Consider the following 18,550-nt stretch of genomic DNA (forward strand, 5'->3'; position numbering starts at 1 on the left):
GAGTCCCCCTTGTTTTGGACAATCTTTAATTTGATGTCAAAGATTCATATTTTGAAAGATATTTACGACTAATTTCTGCACCAACCTTTGGATCTTGGTAGCTATCAAGTTCAACTGTTATCCACCCATCATATTGAGCTTCGTCTAATACTTTAAGCATTGCATCAAAGACTTGATCTCCATCCCCTAATGGTAAAAACTCTCCGTTTTGATAATCTTTAAGATGAACATATTTAATACGATCGATGTATTTTCTCATGACCTCCACTGGATCTCCTCCACCCGCTTCAATATGAGCTGTGTCTGGGCATAAGTTAATCATGGTTAGAGGCATTAATTTTTCTAATTGTTCCGGTGACTGAACACAAGTACCTAAGTGTGGATGGTAGCTAGCAATGAGACCATATTTTTCCGCAATATGACTGACTTTATCTAATGCTTCACCTAAATCTTTGTAATCGCTCTCTAAAATACCTTTAGCTCGAACGGCTCCTCCACCAACAACTAGGTGCTCTGCTCCTAGAGTAGATGCTAGAGCAGCAACTTCTTCAATTTTCACTAATTCATCTTCTAAAATGTCCGGAAAGATAAAGTTCCCACCAGTATAAACTCCGATAAAGTCTAACGAATTTTTTTCAACGAGTCTCTTAAACTCTTCTTCTTTTCCTTTATATTGCATTAGATTTCCATCAAAAAGCTCAAAGCCCTGATAGCCTGCTGCAGCAATATCTTCCAACGCTTCCTCCGTTGAGCCATTTGCAAGATAGTATGCATCTTTTACTGACGTTACACCTGCAGGATGGCCAACTACGCCTCCCCAAGTGTTCGTTTGATAACCTAACTTCATTATGTTCCTCCTAATTCAAATGATGATATTGAACAATACTCCCGGCCAAGAAATGAAACTGTAGACTTACGGTGGATTCTAACCATTATAGAATCCACACCTTAGTTCTTAGTAGATTTCAGATATCTTTTGTTTTAAGAATTCAATTGATGTTTTTGCGTACCAATCTGGTTCTGATTGTCTAGAATGGAAACCAACTTCCATTGAAAGATATCCATCATAATTAATGTCCTTTAAAGCTTTTAACACCGCATCGAAGTCACATCTTCCTTCTCCTGGAGGAAGGCGATCATTATCCGAAATATGAACATGGTGTAATTTTTCCTTCATGCGATAAACATAATCACTAGGTACTTCATTTCGATAAAGTGCATGGAATGTATCAAACATTACTTTCACATTATCCATTTCTGATTCCTCGGCTAAAAGAAGTGCATCATCAGCAGTTTCTATTAAATTACTATCAGCAGGAGTAGGTTCAACAACTAACGTGATGCCAAAATCTTTTGCATAATTTGCAACTTCTCTTAAACCTTCTAAGCTATAATTCCAAGCATCCTGCTGTGATGTTCCAAATGGTACCCATCCAGCAATCCACATAACAGTTGGACATTCCCAATCATGTGCTAATCTAACAACATCTTTATAATGCTGAATCGTAAATTCTCTTTCCTCTTTAATTGGTGAGCTTGGATTCATACCAGGACCACCACCTGGAGCTGGTAGCATAGCTGAAACTTTTAAGTTCTTTTCTTTTAATAGATTAAATATTTCTTGTCTTCTCTCTGGTGATAAATAATCTGGCCAAGCATGAGGACTTGCGCAGCCAATTTCAATTGCATCGTATCCAAATGATGATAAACGGTTAATTACTTCCTCTAGAGGATAAGAAGGTACCCAAGCTGGAAAACTGCTATAAACCCATGTATTGAAAGAAATGCCCTTTAACATACAACATCAACTCCTATTTTTTGAGAATCGTAGTAAGTAACTATCTTCTCTGTTATCACCAAACAAACACAGCTTTTTCTGTTTTTCTTTCATCGAACATACGGAATGCATCTGCTGCTTCTTCAAGTTTGAACGTATGTGTAACTAGTTTTTCAACAGGTAGATTTTTTCTCACAATAAATTCTGTAATTTCATCAAATTCTTGAATCGGGAAATACCAGGAGCCCATAACAGTAATTTGTTTACGAATTAATTGCTGACTTGGTTTAATGGTTGTTTCTTTGCTTTCACCGATGAACGCAACTCTTCCATGAGCTTTCACACAATCTAGCGCATCATTTTCAGCATAAGGACTTCCAGAGCAATCGATTGCTGCATCAGCACCTGCTCCATTTGTAATGCGATTAATCTTTTCTTGTACGTTAAATTCTTTTCCATTAATTGTGTAATCAGCAGCTAGATCTTTTGCTAATTCTAGGCGTTCATCAAGCATATCAACGGCAATAACAGTTGCGCCTAAGCCTTTTGCAATCATAACGCCAGCCCCACCCATAGGACCCATTCCAAAAATAACGAGCGTATCTTTTCCAGATATGTTCATTCTTCTTTGAGCATGGTAGAGAGTACCAACTGCATCCGTCGATACAGCAGCTGTAACAAAACTCATACTATCAGGTAATCTCATGCAATTTTCAGCTGGAACTACCATATAATCTGCGTCACCACCATGAGAGTCAAAGCCAATACATTTAAATTCCTTACAGAACATTTTGTAGCCACTCTTACAATGTGCACATTCACCACAGCCTAGTGCTAAATAAACAGCTACGCGATCTCCATCTTGGAATTTTGTCACTCCTGGACCTACACCTGTAATCACACCTGCCGGCTCGTGACCTGGAACCGTACAACCTGTTTTTGTCCCTTCAAATACAGACGTACCATGGTATAAGCTCATATCACTACGGCATATAGCGGATGCTTTTAACTGAATTAACACTTCTCCCTGACCAGGAGTTGGAATGTCTACCTCACGAATTTCTACTTTTTTATCTCCTGGGAAAAAAACAGCCTTCATTGACATTGTTGTTTCGCCTCCATTGTTGAATTGTTTGCTTTTATTAAGCCCACCACATTTCAGTTAGCTCTTCTTTAAACATGGCTCCTTTTAATAGAGAGATTGCTTTTTTTAGTCCTTCATCAGTCGAAGCCAGCATATCTTCATGTTCAATTGAGATCACATAATCATAACCAACTGCTCGCAATGAACTAATCATGTCTTTCCATAATTTCTCTTCATGTCCATATCCAACTGATCGAAATGTCCATGATCGGTCTAAAATCTCACTGTAGTGCTTCGTATCTAAAACACCGTTTACTTTTATGTTTTCTTTATCCAAATAGGTGTCCTTTGCATGGAAATGGAAGATCGCATTTTCACGTCCAAGCTTTTTAATCGCTGCAATTGGATCGATTCCTTGCCAAACTAAATGACTTGGATCAAAATTTGCTCCGATGTTATCTCCTGCATGTTCTCGTAACTTTAGCAATGTTTCAGGGTTATAAACGACAAATCCAGGATGCATTTCAAACGCAACTTGAATACCACGTGATCTGGCAAACTTCGCTTCTTCCTTCCAGTAAGGAATCACTACTTCATTCCACTGCCAATTTAAAACTTCTGTAAATTCTGGCGGCCACGAGCATGTTACCCAGTTTGGATTTTTTGCTTCATTATGATCTCCAGGACATCCGGAGAATCCATTTACAACAGGTATTTCTAATTTTTCAGCTAGAAGAACTGTTTTTCTCCACACCTCATGAGAATCATCTGCTAACTTTTTATTAGGGTGCAAAGGATTCCCATGGAAACTAAGCCCACTAATGGATAATCCTCTGCTTTCAATCGCTCTCATGAACGCCTTTGCTTTTTCAGGTGATTGAAGTAATTCATCTGGATCACAGTGATGGTTACCAGGATAATTTCCTGTCCCAAGTTCAACCGTTTCTAATCCCATTTCCTTCACTTTATCTAGCATCGTTTCAAATGGGAGGTTTTGATAAAGTGGTGTAAAAACACCTAGTTTCATGAATAGACCTCCTTTTCTTGCTTGACCTTCACCCATTTCTGCTGTTGGTGACTTTCTAAGATAGCATCAGTAATACACATTGATAAGTGACCATCTTCAAACGTGGCAAAGTTAGGTTTATCTGTTTTAAGACTTTTTTCTTCTCTAACAAACGTATAGAAATTTAGCATCATATTTTTTAATGCATCTGGCCAGCCTTCATTATGTCCACCCGGATGATGAATGGCCGATTTTGCTTCTGCCGAGAATAAGCTCGGATCTGCTAATAGAATTTCGTTTGGTTTATCGCGGTGGCCAATCCACAATTTCTCCGGTTCCTCTTGATTCCAAAATACTGAACTCTTACTAGCATCTATTTCAAAACTCAGTCTATTTTTTCTTCCTGCACTTACTTGTGAAACGGTGAAAACACCTCTTGAGCCATCCTCAAAACGAACCAGTACTGATGCATAATCCTCTGTATTGATGGCAACATCCTCATACTCCTGCTCCTCATGATTGACCGCGCTGAACGTATTACTGCCAGATATTGCTTTCTTTCTTACAGGGATAACCGTGGCAAGATCAGCGAAAACTTCTACGATTTTTTTCCCTGTTACATATTGAACCGTATCACACCAATGTGAGCCAATATCTGCAATAGCACGGGATTTCCCCCCTACCTCTGGGGCTAATCTCCAGTTAAAATCCGTTTCATATAACAACCAATCTTGTAGATAGCTCCCATGCACCAAGTTGACTTTTCCTAGATCTCCTCTTGAAATCATCGCATGTAAATTTTGGACACTTGCATGCTGTCTATAATTGAAATTCACACCATGAACAACATCTTTTGTTTTAGCTAGAGTCAACAATTCTGCTGACTCTTCACTGTTCATTGCTAACGGCTTTTCAGATATCACATGTTTACCGGCTAAAATGATGTCCTTATTTATCGCAAAGTGAACATGATTTGGCGTACAGTTATGCACAACCTCGATCTCATCATTTTTAAGCATTTCGCGGTAATCTCCATAAGCAAGTGGAATACCAAGTTCAGCAGCTTTTGTTTCCGCTTGCTCCTGGCTTGTTTCTGCTAAAGCAACCACTTCTACAAATCCAAGTCTTCTAATTGCTTCGATATGAGTTGGCCCAATAAAACCTGTACCAATAATCCCGACCTTTATTTTATCCATGTTTCATCCTCCTGCTCTGTCATTTCTTCTTGATGATTCCTTTTCTCTATTTATCTCTTAATTGCTTTTTTACCGAAAGCTACAGCTAAAATGATGATGATTCCTTTTATAATCATTTGCTGACTAACATCCAGCCCCATAATGATAAGTCCATTATTAATTGTCCCAATCATTAAAGATCCTACGAGTGTTCCAATAATTGTCCCGACTCCACCAAAAAGACTTGTTCCACCTAAAATGACAGCAGCAATAACAGAAAGCTCATCTCCTTCACCGAATGAAAATCTTCCTGCGTTCATACGGCCTGCATAAAGTAATCCCGCTAAATCAGCCATTGCACCTGTTCCTAAGAAAACGAGCAACTTAATTTTCATCGTCTTTACACCTGAGAAACGTGCAGCGCTTTCATTACCACCAGTTGCTAATACTTGTCTTCCAAAAGACGTCTTACGTAGTAAAACATGAGCAATGATTGTAAAGACAACCGTCCATAAAAGTAATACCGGAATTGGCCCAATATCACCAGAACCAAAGATAAAGTTGAAATTTGAGTTAACAATTGGAACTGGAGCTGTATCTGTTACCCACATCGCAACACCTTTTATCGCTCCCATTGTCCCTAGTGTTACTAGGAAGGATGGAATTGCTACTTTTGTAACGAGTAAACCGTTAATTAGGCCAACAACAATACCTGTACCAACACCACCGATTAATCCGCCAATGATACCGTAGCCTGCCTGTAGTGCTAATGCTCCAACTAATGAAGATAAAGCGGCTATCGAACCAACAGAAAGATCAATTTCACCTGTACTGATAACAAATGTCATTGCAAGTGCCATTAAAGAAATGGTTGCTGTTTGTCTCACAATGTTTAATAGATTGCTTGAAGATAAAAACCCTTCATCATATAAATTGATAGAAAAGTAGATTAACACTCCTACGAAGGCAAAATAGACGATATAGTTACGCCATTCAAATTTCTTAAACATAGGTAATGCTGGTTTTTCCACTTTAGAAACCTTGGATTGCATATTGTAGATCCTCCTCTGATTTAATCTCAGTTCGTTGTAGTTCCTTTTTTATCTTGCCTTGATGCATCACAAGAACACGATCACTCATAGCAAGAAGTTCAGGGATTTCTGATGAAATGACAAGTATGGCCTTGCCGCTAATAGCTAATTCTCTAATAATGTCGATAATTTCTGTTTTTGCTCCAATGTCTACACCAATTGTTGGTTCATCAAGCAATAAAACGGTTGGGTTATTTGCTAACCATTTTGCAAGAACAATTTTTTGCTGATTTCCACCTGACAATAGGCCTGATTTTTTAAAGATATCATCAGTTTTAACATTTAACTTTTTGACAAGTTGATTGCTTATTTCATTTGCTTTTTTGTTATCAATAAACAATCCTTTATTCACTTTAGATAAGATTGGTAGAATCATATTGTCTTTCACACTATGTTCTAGAACCAATCCTTGCACACGTCGATCCTCGGGAATTAATGCAATCCCTGAGTCTATTGCATCCTTAGCCGAATTAATTGAACGTTTTTGACCATCAACGTAAATTTCACCACTTTCTATTGAGTCAATTCCAAATAAGCAACGAACTAATTCCGTTCGGCCACTCCCCATCAATCCAGCAATTCCTACTATTTCTCCAGGTTGTATTTTAAGATTAATATTTTGAACCTTATCTCCAGCGCTTACATTTTTTACCTCAAAAATCGGCGGTGCTTCTTTCGAGTATTCCCTCTCTTGATATTCAAAGGCTTGGTCAAATTCTTGTCCTACAATATGCTGAATAACTGTATCAAGATCAGTTTCACTACAATCCTCGGTTGTAATATATTGACCATCACGCAAGATCGTGATGCGATCACAAATTTCGAAAATCTCATCCATTCTGTGAGATATATAAATAATCGCATAACCCTTTGCTTTTAATTGATTGATAAACTTGAATAATACTTCCGTTTCCGTTTGAGTTAACGAAGAGGTTGGCTCATCCATTATCAATATTTTCGCTTCCTGAGATAGTGCTTTTGCAATCTCAGTCATTTGCCAATAGCCAACTCCTAGATTTTGAACAACATCAGATGGGCTGATATCAACCCCAAGTTCCTTTAATAGAACCTCTGTTTTCTTTTCACATTCTTTATCATTTAAAAGCCCAAGTGATGTCTTATCTTCTCTCGTTAAAAAGATATTTTGGGCAACTGTAAGGGTTGGTACTGAGCTAAACTCTTGGAAGATCATTGAGATCTTATTTGCCTTTGCGTCATCAAAGCTTTTAATGCTTACAGGTTTTCCTTCAATTAAAATGTCTCCACTGTCTGCAGTATAAACGCCTGTAAGAATTTTCATTAATGTAGATTTTCCTGCACCATTTCCACCCATTAAGGCATGTACTTCTCCTTTTTTCACTGAAAAGTTAACCTGGTCTAGAACCGTAATACCATTAAACGCTTTATTTATATTCTTCATTTCAAGAATAGGTTGATCCATTGTTTGTTCACCTTCCTTTGGTTATAGAGGCTTTAAGAAATTGATAGCCTCTATACACTTGTTACTAGTCTCTTATTTCAATGCATCTTTAACAGTTGAAGGAGCTTCAACCCCATAAATTAATTTCCAAGAATCAAGAACATTTTCTTTTGTTACTTCAATGGCAGGAGAAGCAACATAAGGAGGAGCTTCTTTACCTAATATCGCATATCCTGAAAGAATGCCCTGTGCTACACCTTGATCATAAGGTAATTGAGCACCTAGTCCTTGAACGATTCCATCAGATGCGATTGAAATCGCTACATTTGTACCTAAATCAACTGTTGTCACAACTAAGTCATCTCTTCCGGCTGTACGAGCTGCTGCCATTACACCTTCTGCGGGTACATCCCAAGGAGCGAAAATACCATCAATGTCTGGGTTTCTTGTCAGCATTGCTGAAGCAACTTCTTCTCCTTTATTCGGGTCTGTAATTCCACCTTGTGCTACGATTTCAATGTCAGGATATTTCTCTTTGATTGTTGCTTCAAAAGCATCTGAGCGGTTTTTGGTTACGAAGAAGTTAACATCGTGATAAACGATACCTACTTTCCCTTTGCCACCAATTTTTTCTGCCATAATGTCCGCTGCTAGAGCACCGTTTCCATAGTTGTCACCGGAAACAATACTGATATAATCCTTACCTGCTTCAAGACCTTCTGCTGCTCCATCCATGAATACTAGCTTAACGCCTTGTTCTACTGCTTTTTTATAAGCTGGTGCAGTTGATACTGCGTCAACCGGAACCGAAATCATAATATCTGGTTTTTTTGCTAAAACCGTTTCAATGTCGTTTACCTGTTTCTCAGCCTTAAATTGTGCATCTGTAACAGCTACAACTTCAATTCCCATTTTTTCAAATGTATCTTGCATCGCTCCAACTGCCGCATTCATATAATCTGTACCTGAATAGTGCATAACAATGGCTGCTTTATAATTTCCATCCTTAATTTTTTGAAGCTCTTCTTCAGTTAACTGTAAAGACTTTGCAGAAACTGCTTGTTCTCCATTTGGTCCTTTATCTAGAACTTCTATATCTGGAATCTCAGGGTTTATTGTTAGTGGCCCTGATTCAGAGAGGTAATTTTCATTTTTTTCTGTGCTTCCTTCTGTTGTCTGTGCTTCTTCCTTATTTCCACATCCGATTATTACGCTAAAAACGAGTAGCATTAATACGGAAATTAATAGATTCTTTTTCATTTCATAACCCCCATGTTTTTCATGTAGTTTAATCTTTTGTATGGTTTAACTAACGTTTACAACCACCTCCTTTAAAGTTCAATTGGCAGGAATTTGTAATCGTTTACAAATCAACTGCAATACAAAGCTATAAATTATCGCTTTCTTAACTTTTAGAGAAAATGAATGAAAATCTAATTTCTTTATTTTGTAATCCATTACATTTTCTTTATTAAAATAAACTTTTCACCCCTGTTTACTAGGTTTAAAAGTTATGAGTGAACTGATAGTTGTAACCGATTACATTAATCTTGTAATGATTTATTGATTTTTGAGCACGATTCTCTTATGACAAGACTGTCATCTAAAATATATTGATTTTTCTCGATTCTCTTTTTATCCATTAGCATAATTAATAGTTCCATCGCTTTAGACCCTATTTCAAAAGCTGGTTGTGAGATTGTGGTCAAAGCAGGCTCGAAAATAGAAGAAAAATGAATATCATCGAATCCAATAACCGAGATGTCTTCAGGTACTCTAAGGTTCATTGTTCTTATGGCTCTAATGGCACCCAAAGCCATTTCATCATTCGCTGCAAATACTCCGGTTGGGATTCTATTGAGCGCTAAAAACTTCTTCATTAAATTAAATCCGCTTTCATAATTAAATTGGCCTTCTTGTACTAGTACTGGATCTATTGATAAGCTATACCTTGCCATCGCCTGGTAAAAACCCTTTAATCGATCCTGTCCTAATACACTATCAAGTGGCCCAGAAATAGTTCCTATTCTTCGGTGTCCTAACTGAATTAAATATTCTGTTGCTTTTCTAGCACTGCTAACATTGTCGATTGAAATGGTTGGAATAGAAGAGCCTTCAATATATTCACAGGCAAGTACTACAGGAAATTCATTTGCCATTTCTTCGACAAGCTCTGCTTTCATCTTTGCTGTTAATAAGATCATTCCGTCTGCTTTTTTTTGACGGAGCATATCTAAATACCGACTTTCCTGTTCACTATCATTCCCAGCATCACCAAGTAAAACTTGATATCCATTAGCTGATGCAAGATTTTCTATTCCTCGTAGAACCTTCGAAAAGAAAGGATTAGATATATCCGGAATCACAACAATCACTGTTTTAGTTTCTGAAGTCCTTAGCTGACGTGCTAAAACATTTGGATGATAGTTTAATTCTTTAATGGCTCTTAATACTTTGTTAATTGTTTCCTCTCTTACAGTATCAGGCTTACTTATGACTCTAGAGACTGTAGCAGTGGAAACATTTGCCTTCTTTGCAACATCTACGATTCTAACCATCTAAGACTCTCTTTTCTATGAACTTATTAATGTAAAATTGTAATCGCAATCATTTTCGTTTAGATAAAATGTATTGCTTGTTTATTTCTTAGTTTTATCTTACCGGTTATTGAAAATCGAAAAAACATGGTTAATTTAATTTTTCACCATGCATTTTTAGTGTAGATGTAGAGATGAGTGATTACGCTTTCTCTGTTGGAAATTATAGGTTTTCAACAACAAAAAAACCTCAGAAATCTGAGGATCGAGGAAAATTTTAAATTATCTCAACAAATTATTTACAGCTTCATCAGCCTTCATTAATGCTTCTTCAATGACATTTTCCCTAGCTGGGCATCGTGTAAATAACCGGTTACAACACTTTCCCATTGTTCTTCCTGTGGGAAAAATGGACGAGCTTTTGCTGTCTTCATTGCTTCATTTACTGCTTCGTATCGGCGAAATTTGTTAACATCAGTTCCCTCAACTTTCAACTGCTTAAGAGTTGGGACTAAATAGGAAGAGAGTCGGACTGGATCTCCCCCGCCCATCTGAGCTTGTCTAACATCATTTTGTTTACTTTCTAACCAAACCATAAATTTAAACGCTTCTTCAGGATACTTTGACGTTCTAGGAATAACAATTGACCAGCCAGCAAGGTGTGGGACAGATGATTTCATTGCAGGTGTTTGGACAAATTCCCATTGACCAACAGTATTAGAATATGCCCGATCGTCTACCTTATCAGCGGCCCAAGACCAGTGTATAGCCATTGCAACATTTCCTTCTGCAGCATCAGCTGATACTTCTGAAAAGGTATAATCATTTATACCTGGAGGAGAGAATTGGAGTAGGTCAATCCACGTCTTTGTCGCCTCTATGACTTCTGGAGTTGATAATGATGATGTCATCTTATTCCAATCAATAACATCTCCGCCGTTAGAGTAGACAAATGTTAACCATGTATGCACATTGCCGAACCCTTCACTAGCTTGTCCAGCCCAGCCATAAATTTTTTTCCCGTTCACCATTTTCCCATTAAAAAATTTAGCGATATCACGAAATTGTTGCATTTTTTTGGGCGGAGATAAGTCATACCCGTATATGGCTTTAAACTCTGATTTCAGTTTTTCATCCTCAAATAAATCGGATCGGTACCAAAGGATATGAGGGTGTATCGTCTGTGGCAATCCATATATATTACCGCCCTCACCATATCCACCGTTTTCTCCATTCCATTGTGTAAGAGCTAGTGCTCTAGGCAAAAAACCTTCCGTATCTACTTTGTTTTTTTCTATATAGGTTTCTAAGGGTAGTAAGCTATTTGTAGAAACTAGTTCAGGCACCCAGTTGTAATCAACATTAAAAAGGTCATAATTAGCATTACCAGCAATCGAAAGAGCTAATTTTTGAAAAATCATGTCACGCCCAACTAACTCAATATTGACAGATACTCCTGTTTCATTCTCATATTCTTCCGCTAACTTTTGGGTTACCTCTCCCCATGTCGTATTAAGAAAAACACCATTTAAGGATATCTGTTCTTTCACTTCGACTTCTTTATTTTCTTCTATAGCCTCTTCTTGCTTTCTTAATTGTTGATTGCAAGCAGTTAAAATAATAGAACTCACAATAATAAAAATCAAGAGAGTATAGTGCTTAGTCAATGATCTCCCCCCTTTAGCTAATTATTCTTCCTCATGAACTGGATGCCGCACGATCACTCTAAAGCCTTCATGATGATCTTCATCAACTTTTATTCCATACTCAGTTCCAAAATGAAGTTGAAGTCGTTTATGAACATTTTTCAATCCAATTCCATGATGCACATGACTTGAATTTCTTTCTTTGTCGAATATGTTACTATTCAGTCCTGGACCATTATCTTCAATAATAAAGATAATGTCTTGTTCAATGCGTTTAACGGTTAATAGAATTTTCCCCTTACCTTCTGGCAAGTTACTAATTCCATGCTTGATGCAATTTTCTACGATTGGTTGAAGGATTAGCTTGATGACGTTTAATTTCAAAATCGTTGGATCTACCTGAACAAATACTTTAAATAAACGATTACTTCTTAGCTTTTCTATGTCTAAATAATTCTTAGCATGCTCAATTTCTCTTTCAACCGTTGTCCACTCGTTATTATTATTTAAACTGAATCGAAGTAAGTTGGCTAATTTCGTTACCATTAAAGCGATATTTTTTTCATCTACCTTTTCTGCTCTCCACTTAATCGCATCTAATGTATTATAAAAAAAGTGTGGATTTATTTGATGATTTAATGTTTGAAGCTCAAATTTCCGCTTGTCTGATTCCATCTTTTTTGTTTGTTCAATAAGTTCAGACATTCCTGTAATCATTTGGTTAAACCCACCAACTAGTTGTCCAATCTCATCTTTTTTAGACCTTTCCATATGGAAATGCTGCAAAACTCCTCTTCGAACTTTTTCCATATGCGTGACAAGAGCTTTAATTGGTAACGTAAAATTACGAACAATAAAAGCAAGGTAGATCGTAACAACCACTATACTGATGATAACAATCCACAAAGTAAAATTTTTAATTTGTTCAATATTGCCTATAACTTCTTTATTTGGCAGGGCATTGATTAGTTTCCATCCCTGCTCATTCAATTGAGTTTCAGCTGTATTCCAATCTCCTTCTGGTACAAATTTTTCATTATAAAGCCAAGAGTTTTCATTTGAAATAATGTTCTTATCTTGATCAACAATCATCGTTTTGTAGTTTTTAAAAGAAGATGGGAAGGATAATTCCTCTCGTACAAGTGAATCAGGAATCTTAAGAACAATAACACCTAGTGGTTCGTAATAATAGGAGGAACGAACCGCTCTTATATAAGTTAAAACTGGTTTCTTTGAAGTTTCATCCCAATAATGGTACCAAATCCCTTTTTCTTTCAAATTAAAGGCTTTTAAAATCAATTCAGTGCTTGGCTTAAAATCATTTCCATTAATTAGCTCCAAATAATTCGGGTAATATTTCATTTGTTTTGGAAAGACATATACTCCGTACGTCCCTTTTAATTGGGCAATAAGTTGACTGATCCGATTGATAAAAGCCTTTTCTTCTTCATAAGATGTTGGAGGATGACTTTGCAAGAGCTTTTGTAACTGTATAGATGTCACCATTTTTTCTGATTCATTTTCTGCATCTTTTAATAAACGATTAACCTGCTTTTTATTCAATTCTAAATTGTCTTGAAGAAGCTGAGAGGTAACCGTTTCTAACTGAGACTTAGATCGATCATATGATAAATAACCTAATAATGCTAATGGAATAATAATGGATAAGGTAAAAAAGACAAACATTTTGTTAAATAAATTATCTTCTATTCTTACCTTTCTAACTTTCATTTTCCGTACCTATACTCTTTGGGTGTTTGACTTGTTCTTTTTTTAAAAATAGTACCGAAATGCTGTAAATTTTGATAACCTACAGCTTCCGCTATCTCATATACTTTCATGCTTGTTTCTCTTAGAAGTGTTTTCGCTTTTTTAATCCGCGTCTCTGTTAAAAAATCCATATATGTTTGTCCCGTTTCTTTTTTAAACAACTGACTTAGCCAGACTGGATGTAAGGATAACTCGTCTGCGATCATTTGTAAGCTCAAATCCTCCATGTAACTAGAATTAATTATTTGAATGGCTCTTTCGATGATTGAATTGGTAGCATGTGTTGAAACCTCATGACTAACACTTGTTAAATACTTAGATAGGACCTTTTCATATTCTTCTAATGTGGTGCATTCATCCACCTTTTCCCATACACTCATTGGGATTTCTTTAAGCTCCTTTGAGGTTTGTTCACTTATACATGCAAGGATTTGTGACAAGTAGTTTAATGTTTTTCGCGTGATATCGTCTCTTGATTCAAGTCCATCGAGTAATATGACCTGTTGAAAGAAAACCTTTACTACCTGACGAATGCTTTCTTCATCCTTATTTATAACTAATGATGCTAAATGGTTAGCAGTGGTAAGGTCTGTAGACATCAGATAATCAGATCTTACATAATCCTCGCGATTTGTTAGAGAGCTTATTTGAAATTCTTTTAGTGTAGAGCTGTAAGCTGCATGCATTTCCTCAAATGATGATACCTTTGTGCTAATGCCTATTGCTAACTCGATTTTTTGATATTCTTTTACCTTTTTGTGAATAGACCTAGCCATTTCCTCGGTATCGTCAATATTGGTTAATAATACCCATCGATTTTTAGGATCTTTAAAAAGGAGTGAGTGCATTTGATCTCGGATAACATCCTGCATAATATTTCCTATCACAAAAGTCTTTAATTGATGTTCTTCTGTAAAAGGTTTCCCGTCAGGATAGCCCTTTACATCAAAAATAAGGAGTGAAAAGGATTTATTCGCTAACCAATCAATATCCCATAAACACAGTCTATGATAGAGATGTTCTTCAAGAGGTGTTCTTTTTAAACAAAACTCGACTAAATAGTTGTCCCTCATGGAACGTGTTCCAATCTCTGCAAATGATTTCTGCTGCTCAGTATAGTGAAGTTGTTCTTTTTCCTCTTTTATCATTAAAAGAGTCCTGTTTACCTTTTCTGTAAACTCCTTTGTACTATATGGTTTCAATAAATAATCAACTGCACCGAACCGTATACTTCTCCTTGCATAATCAAAATCATCGAAACCGCTTACAACTATAACCTTTGGTTGGTACTCACTATTAACAACTTCTTCAACTAAATCAAGACCAGATATACCAGGGAGCATAATATCAGTAATAATTAATTCAGGATAGTGTTTAAAGATTACCTCTCTTGCATCTTCCGCATTATTTGAGGCATGCAATTCTACTTCAACATTATATAGAGAATCAATAGCCATTTTCATTCCTATTAAGGAATCTGGCTCATCTTCAATTAATAATAACCTCAATTTTTTACCCTCCATTCATTGGGAAATTATATTTATATTAACCAGAACAAGTTTTAGTGGTCAATTAAAATAGGAATAAGTTCTAGAATTGATGAATTTATGGGGAAATTTGGATGAAATAATTCATTGATTTAGATTAGAGTAACACAAGGGGTTAGGCCTATAGAGAAGAACCAAGGCTTATTTAAAAAGCCTTGGTTTCCTACAGAATACTAGATGATCAGGAACTGATATAAGTCTAATACCTGATAGATGATCCCAATTGATCCTGTAATGCTTCAAGTTCGTAGCTGCTTGCTACTTCACGAATATCGTCAACAGGAGGCTGTAGTGGAGCTAAGGTCCATCGCATCAAATTCTAAAATTGCTGTTGTAAGGTTGTCACTAAACTCTGTGCCTGTTTATCCGTTTCTGCTGCTATGATATTTAACCCGACCATTGCATATGGCTTATCCAACACCTCTGAAGGTTTAGAAGCACGACGATATAACTCCAGAGCAGGAATGGTATTAGGTGGTGAAAAATATTTTCGTGTAATTAGTCATTTTAACAACTTCTTTCTACAAAATTCTTTTTTATATTTTAAATTAATATGCCAGACAGTAGAAAGTAATTAATAAGGTAAGTGAAATTCGTTTTTTAAATACAAATCCACGCCCATATCCTGATTCTAATGACAAATTCTATTTAATGTTTAGCTTCATTAACAAGCTGCTTCATTGAGTTTAACTTTGCAGAAAGTTCGAAAAACCAGCCCTCATCGCCGGTTGACAATGCTAAATCTATTAGAAAAAGAATTTGCTCCTTGTTCACCACTTTAGAAATCGGCAATTTCTTAACCTGTTTATGTGAAATTGATATTTTTTTACCAATTATTTCATCAGCTTCACCTTTAATAACAGATACACTTACTGTTCCTTTGGGAAAATCCAGTGATTCGATATAACCAATGATTATTTCTCCATCCTGTAACTTCCCTTTAATCCAATCACCTGTTTTTAAATTGACATGATTATTCAATGACATGTTTTTTCACCTTCTTACATGATTTTAGATTATTTAAATATGAACAATCCTTCTCTTTTAGATATATTTATAAAGATATAGATAACTCGAACATAACTGTAATTATTTTTATTACATTTATATTAAAAAAGAAGTCTGCGAAGATTAGTCCTTTGCAGCCACTTATGATTATTGATTAATTAGGTCAACAACTTCTTTTATCGTATAATCCTTCAAATACGTACCAAGATGTTCTTCTGCGCCTGTAAAAATTGTAAAAAGGACATGTTGCATGTTTTTGCCTACAATACATTGCTTATTTGATTCAGGACATTTAGGCTGAAGGGCACCTTCAGAAGTAATCCTATATATATCCCAAAGATTCACTTCACTTAAATCTAGTGCAAAAATAAATCCTCCACCTGTTCCTTCCTTTGATTTAATAAATCCATGTTTTTTTAACAAGCTTAGCACTTTACGAATACGAACCGGATGAACACCAGCACTCTCAGAAATAGCATCACTTGTTGACATTCGGTCATGCTGTAAAGCAAGATATGTTAAACTATGAACGGCAAGAGTAAAATCACTATTCATGACCTGCCTCCTTGTGACTAGTCCTTGTATTTTATACATAATTCAGATGATAATTAACACACTGTAATACTAAATGTTACAGATTAGATTGTCAAGATTGATTGATTTTTAGGCTTATAAATATTTTTAAATTATTTCACCTTAATTGGCCGCTCTTTGCGTATTCATGTTCACAAATGTTCGAAGCTTCCGTGGAAGAAAACGGCGAATCTCTTCTTCGTTATATCCAACCTGTAATCTTTTTTCGTCCTGGACTATTGGTCGACGTAACATTTGCGGGTGCTTCATAATTAAATCATAAAATTCGTAAAGTGGTAGAGATTCAATATCTACATTCAATTCTTGAAACGTTTTTGAATTAGTAGAAATAATCTCAGTAGTTCCTTCTTCAGTCAAGCGAAGAATTGATTTAATCTCATCAATTGTAAGAGGCTGAGATATAATATTTCTTTCAACATAGTCAATTTGATGTTCCTCAAGCCACGCTTTTGCTTTTCGGCAAGAAGTACAGCTTGGTGTTGTATATAGATTTACCATTCTATAGACACTCCTTATAAATTTTTAGTTAAGGCTGTTTTAGTGTTTCCATGCTTATTAATTGACAGACAAAGGGCATTTCCTGTTGAGTTTTTCATTTTAATTCCTACAAGCTATACTGTAACTTTAATCATTACAGTAAATGATGTCAACTGTGAATTTATGGTTAAGTAAAACTTGTTATACAATTATTTGTTCTATTAGCAATGATGACGTTGCTAAATTCAATATATTTTGATAGGTTAAAAACCACAAATATCAACTAGGTAATACATGTGGTTTTCTGCTCTCTTCTTCTTGAAACTATTCTCTTTAATTAGATTTAGTTTTATTTACAGGTGTGTCCATCACAATTTCCATATAAGTTTTCCCCCATTGATACATAGAATCGAGTATCGGCATTAAGCTTCTCCCTTGTTCAGTCAATGAATATTCTACTTTTGGTGGAACAACTGGATAAACTTTTCGTTCAACAATTAGGTCTTCTTCTAGCTCACGTAATTGATTAACAAGCATTCTTTGAGTAATGCCTATGGCCAAATCTTTTGCGATGCGAATGATTCATATGGGAATTGACGCCTAGGCTTGTTATTGTTATTTAAGCTGGTGATATTGATAATATCTCATCAACAATAACTTTAGTTTTATTACTAATACATTTTCCAATATAGGTAATCCTAATTGTTGGTTGATAATTCATGAAGAAAAAATTAGATAATACAATAGAACTCTTAGCCTGGATAATAACTTCAATATTATTGATAAAGTTTGTACCAAGAAAAAGGATTCGTGAAGCAATAGTTTCGTTCTTATTTAAACAAGTAATTACATGGCTCGTTGGTTTACTAGTAGTAGAGAAGGATTTAATTTCCTATCCTAATCGTTTGTTTTTCAAAAAAACAATAAAATCTAGTTTCACTTTTGAATACTTTGTATATCCGGGTTTATGTGCATTGTTTAATTTGTATTATCCTGAAAATAAACCCAAAATATTAAAAGTCCTTTATTACAGTTTTCATACCTCGATAATAACGATCTTTGAAATTATTGCAGTTAAATATACTAACCTAATTAAGTACAATAAATGGAAATGGTATTGGAGTTTTATAACAATGTATATGAGCTATTTTCTATCACGTATTTTTCAAAGATGGTTTTTCAGAATAACTATAAAATAGGGTACACAAACTATGCTTCGACAGACCTTTACCTAATATCAATTTGAACTGATTTTTTATGCTCCCTCTACTTTTTGGGCTAAATAAACTATCAGAAAAATTACATATGCGCTATATTAATGGCTGCTATCTTTGCATTTATTTCAAAACCATTATGGTAAAAATTGGTATATCTAGAATGTACGGGAGTATTAATTACTTTCATTTATTTAATTGTTA

General features: G+C 35.6%; 17 protein-coding genes. 1 reads left to right on the forward strand and 16 read right to left on the reverse strand.

All coding sequences use genetic code 11. From position 1 onward, the window contains the following. Positions 1 to 25: 25 nt before the first annotated feature. The 16 genes from ACEWK1_RS19770 to ACEWK1_RS19845 all read right to left on the reverse strand — a co-directional run bounded on the left by ACEWK1_RS19770 (position 26) and on the right by ACEWK1_RS19845 (position 17,714). A complete protein-coding gene (locus ACEWK1_RS19770; protein ID WP_098795789.1) occupies positions 26 to 847 on the reverse strand; it encodes a sugar phosphate isomerase/epimerase family protein in 822 nt (273 codons plus the stop codon). Between the two features lie 108 nt (positions 848 to 955). Continuing rightward, the gene (locus tag ACEWK1_RS19775; protein WP_098795788.1) at positions 956 to 1,798 is read right to left on the reverse strand and encodes a sugar phosphate isomerase/epimerase family protein; all 843 of its coding nucleotides are present in this window, start codon (positions 1,796 to 1,798) and stop codon (positions 956 to 958) included. Positions 1,799 to 1,853: 55 nt separating this feature from the next. Further along, on the reverse strand, positions 1,854 to 2,882 hold the full coding sequence (locus ACEWK1_RS19780) for a zinc-dependent alcohol dehydrogenase family protein (RefSeq protein WP_416636576.1): 1,029 nt from the start codon (positions 2,880 to 2,882) through the stop codon (positions 1,854 to 1,856). Between the two features lie 37 nt (positions 2,883 to 2,919). Next, positions 2,920 to 3,888 (reverse strand): sugar phosphate isomerase/epimerase family protein, encoded by a 969-nt coding sequence (locus tag ACEWK1_RS19785; RefSeq protein ID WP_098795786.1) that lies wholly within the window; start codon positions 3,886 to 3,888, stop codon positions 2,920 to 2,922. Further along, on the reverse strand, positions 3,885 to 5,063 hold the full coding sequence (locus ACEWK1_RS19790) for a Gfo/Idh/MocA family protein (RefSeq protein ID WP_098795785.1): 1,179 nt from the start codon (positions 5,061 to 5,063) through the stop codon (positions 3,885 to 3,887). The genes ACEWK1_RS19785 and ACEWK1_RS19790 overlap by 4 nt, the downstream gene beginning before the upstream one ends. Positions 5,064 to 5,113: 50 nt before the next feature. Further along, positions 5,114 to 6,094 (reverse strand): ABC transporter permease, encoded by a 981-nt coding sequence (locus ACEWK1_RS19795; protein ID WP_416636577.1) that lies wholly within the window; start codon positions 6,092 to 6,094, stop codon positions 5,114 to 5,116. Beyond that, a complete protein-coding gene (locus tag ACEWK1_RS19800) occupies positions 6,075 to 7,574 on the reverse strand; it encodes a sugar ABC transporter ATP-binding protein (protein ID WP_416636578.1) in 1,500 nt (499 codons plus the stop codon). The genes ACEWK1_RS19795 and ACEWK1_RS19800 overlap by 20 nt, the downstream gene beginning before the upstream one ends. Before the next feature lie 72 nt (positions 7,575 to 7,646). Continuing rightward, complete coding sequence (locus ACEWK1_RS19805; protein ID WP_098795782.1) at positions 7,647 to 8,813, reverse strand: substrate-binding domain-containing protein; 1,167 nt, start codon at positions 8,811 to 8,813, stop codon at positions 7,647 to 7,649. Positions 8,814 to 9,097: 284 nt separating this feature from the next. Further along, a complete protein-coding gene (locus ACEWK1_RS19810; protein ID WP_098795781.1) occupies positions 9,098 to 10,111 on the reverse strand; it encodes a LacI family DNA-binding transcriptional regulator in 1,014 nt (337 codons plus the stop codon). Between the two features lie 299 nt (positions 10,112 to 10,410). Continuing rightward, on the reverse strand, positions 10,411 to 11,757 hold the full coding sequence (locus ACEWK1_RS19815; RefSeq protein WP_416636579.1) for an ABC transporter substrate-binding protein: 1,347 nt from the start codon (positions 11,755 to 11,757) through the stop codon (positions 10,411 to 10,413). 21 nt (positions 11,758 to 11,778) lie between these two features. Beyond that, positions 11,779 to 13,467, reverse strand: coding sequence for a cache domain-containing sensor histidine kinase (locus tag ACEWK1_RS19820; protein WP_416636580.1), 1,689 nt, complete (start codon positions 13,465 to 13,467; stop codon positions 11,779 to 11,781). Further along, positions 13,464 to 15,014 (reverse strand): response regulator transcription factor, encoded by a 1,551-nt coding sequence (locus ACEWK1_RS19825; RefSeq protein WP_416636581.1) that lies wholly within the window; start codon positions 15,012 to 15,014, stop codon positions 13,464 to 13,466. Before ACEWK1_RS19825 ends, ACEWK1_RS19820 begins: the two co-directional genes overlap by 4 nt. A gap of 687 nt (positions 15,015 to 15,701) precedes the next feature. Beyond that, positions 15,702 to 16,040, reverse strand: a complete 339-nt coding sequence (locus ACEWK1_RS19830; protein WP_416636582.1) for an IDEAL domain-containing protein — start codon at positions 16,038 to 16,040, stop codon at positions 15,702 to 15,704. A gap of 168 nt (positions 16,041 to 16,208) precedes the next feature. Beyond that, on the reverse strand, positions 16,209 to 16,616 hold the full coding sequence (locus tag ACEWK1_RS19835) for an RrF2 family transcriptional regulator (RefSeq protein WP_416636583.1): 408 nt from the start codon (positions 16,614 to 16,616) through the stop codon (positions 16,209 to 16,211). A gap of 141 nt (positions 16,617 to 16,757) precedes the next feature. Further along, a complete protein-coding gene (gene spxA / locus ACEWK1_RS19840; protein WP_416636584.1) occupies positions 16,758 to 17,153 on the reverse strand; it encodes a transcriptional regulator SpxA in 396 nt (131 codons plus the stop codon). 312 nt (positions 17,154 to 17,465) lie between these two features. After that, positions 17,466 to 17,714, reverse strand: coding sequence for a winged helix-turn-helix transcriptional regulator (locus ACEWK1_RS19845; protein ID WP_416636586.1), 249 nt, complete (start codon positions 17,712 to 17,714; stop codon positions 17,466 to 17,468). A 137-nt stretch (positions 17,715 to 17,851) separates the two neighbouring features. Here ACEWK1_RS19845 and ACEWK1_RS19850 point away from each other — a divergent pair, with 137 nt between their 5' ends. Further along, positions 17,852 to 18,331 carry a CBO0543 family protein gene (locus ACEWK1_RS19850; RefSeq protein ID WP_416636585.1) on the forward strand — a complete coding sequence of 160 codons (480 nt, stop codon included), beginning with the start codon at positions 17,852 to 17,854 and terminating at the stop codon, positions 18,329 to 18,331. Positions 18,332 to 18,550 lie beyond the last annotated feature (219 nt).

The sequence above is a fragment of the Metabacillus sp. YM-086 genome (assembly GCF_048059995.1).
Classification (GTDB): Bacteria; Bacillota; Bacilli; order Bacillales; family Bacillaceae; genus Metabacillus; species Metabacillus litoralis_B.

What these genes read in the sequence shown, in the direction of transcription:
- ACEWK1_RS19770 (WP_098795789.1), bottom strand. Translation starts at nt 847, where the DNA reads ATGAAGTTAGGTTATCAAACGAACACTTGGGGAGGCGTAGTTGGCCAT.
- ACEWK1_RS19775 (WP_098795788.1), bottom strand. Translation starts at nt 1,798, where the DNA reads ATGTTAAAGGGCATTTCTTTCAATACATGGGTTTATAGCAGTTTTCCA.
- ACEWK1_RS19780 (WP_416636576.1), bottom strand. Translation starts at nt 2,882, where the DNA reads ATGTCAATGAAGGCTGTTTTTTTCCCAGGAGATAAAAAAGTAGAAATT.
- ACEWK1_RS19785 (WP_098795786.1), bottom strand. Translation starts at nt 3,888, where the DNA reads ATGAAACTAGGTGTTTTTACACCACTTTATCAAAACCTCCCATTTGAA.
- ACEWK1_RS19790 (WP_098795785.1), bottom strand. Translation starts at nt 5,063, where the DNA reads ATGGATAAAATAAAGGTCGGGATTATTGGTACAGGTTTTATTGGGCCA.
- ACEWK1_RS19795 (WP_416636577.1), bottom strand. Translation starts at nt 6,094, where the DNA reads ATGCAATCCAAGGTTTCTAAAGTGGAAAAACCAGCATTACCTATGTTT.
- ACEWK1_RS19800 (WP_416636578.1), bottom strand. Translation starts at nt 7,574, where the DNA reads ATGGATCAACCTATTCTTGAAATGAAGAATATAAATAAAGCGTTTAAT.
- ACEWK1_RS19805 (WP_098795782.1), bottom strand. Translation starts at nt 8,813, where the DNA reads ATGAAAAAGAATCTATTAATTTCCGTATTAATGCTACTCGTTTTTAGC.
- ACEWK1_RS19810 (WP_098795781.1), bottom strand. Translation starts at nt 10,111, where the DNA reads ATGGTTAGAATCGTAGATGTTGCAAAGAAGGCAAATGTTTCCACTGCT.
- ACEWK1_RS19820 (WP_416636580.1), bottom strand. Translation starts at nt 13,467, where the DNA reads ATGAAAGTTAGAAAGGTAAGAATAGAAGATAATTTATTTAACAAAATG.
- ACEWK1_RS19830 (WP_416636582.1), bottom strand. Translation starts at nt 16,040, where the DNA reads ATGTCATTGAATAATCATGTCAATTTAAAAACAGGTGATTGGATTAAA.
- ACEWK1_RS19835 (WP_416636583.1), bottom strand. Translation starts at nt 16,616, where the DNA reads ATGAATAGTGATTTTACTCTTGCCGTTCATAGTTTAACATATCTTGCT.
- spxA (WP_416636584.1), bottom strand. Translation starts at nt 17,153, where the DNA reads ATGGTAAATCTATATACAACACCAAGCTGTACTTCTTGCCGAAAAGCA.
- ACEWK1_RS19850 (WP_416636585.1), top strand. Translation starts at nt 17,852, where the DNA reads ATGAAGAAAAAATTAGATAATACAATAGAACTCTTAGCCTGGATAATA.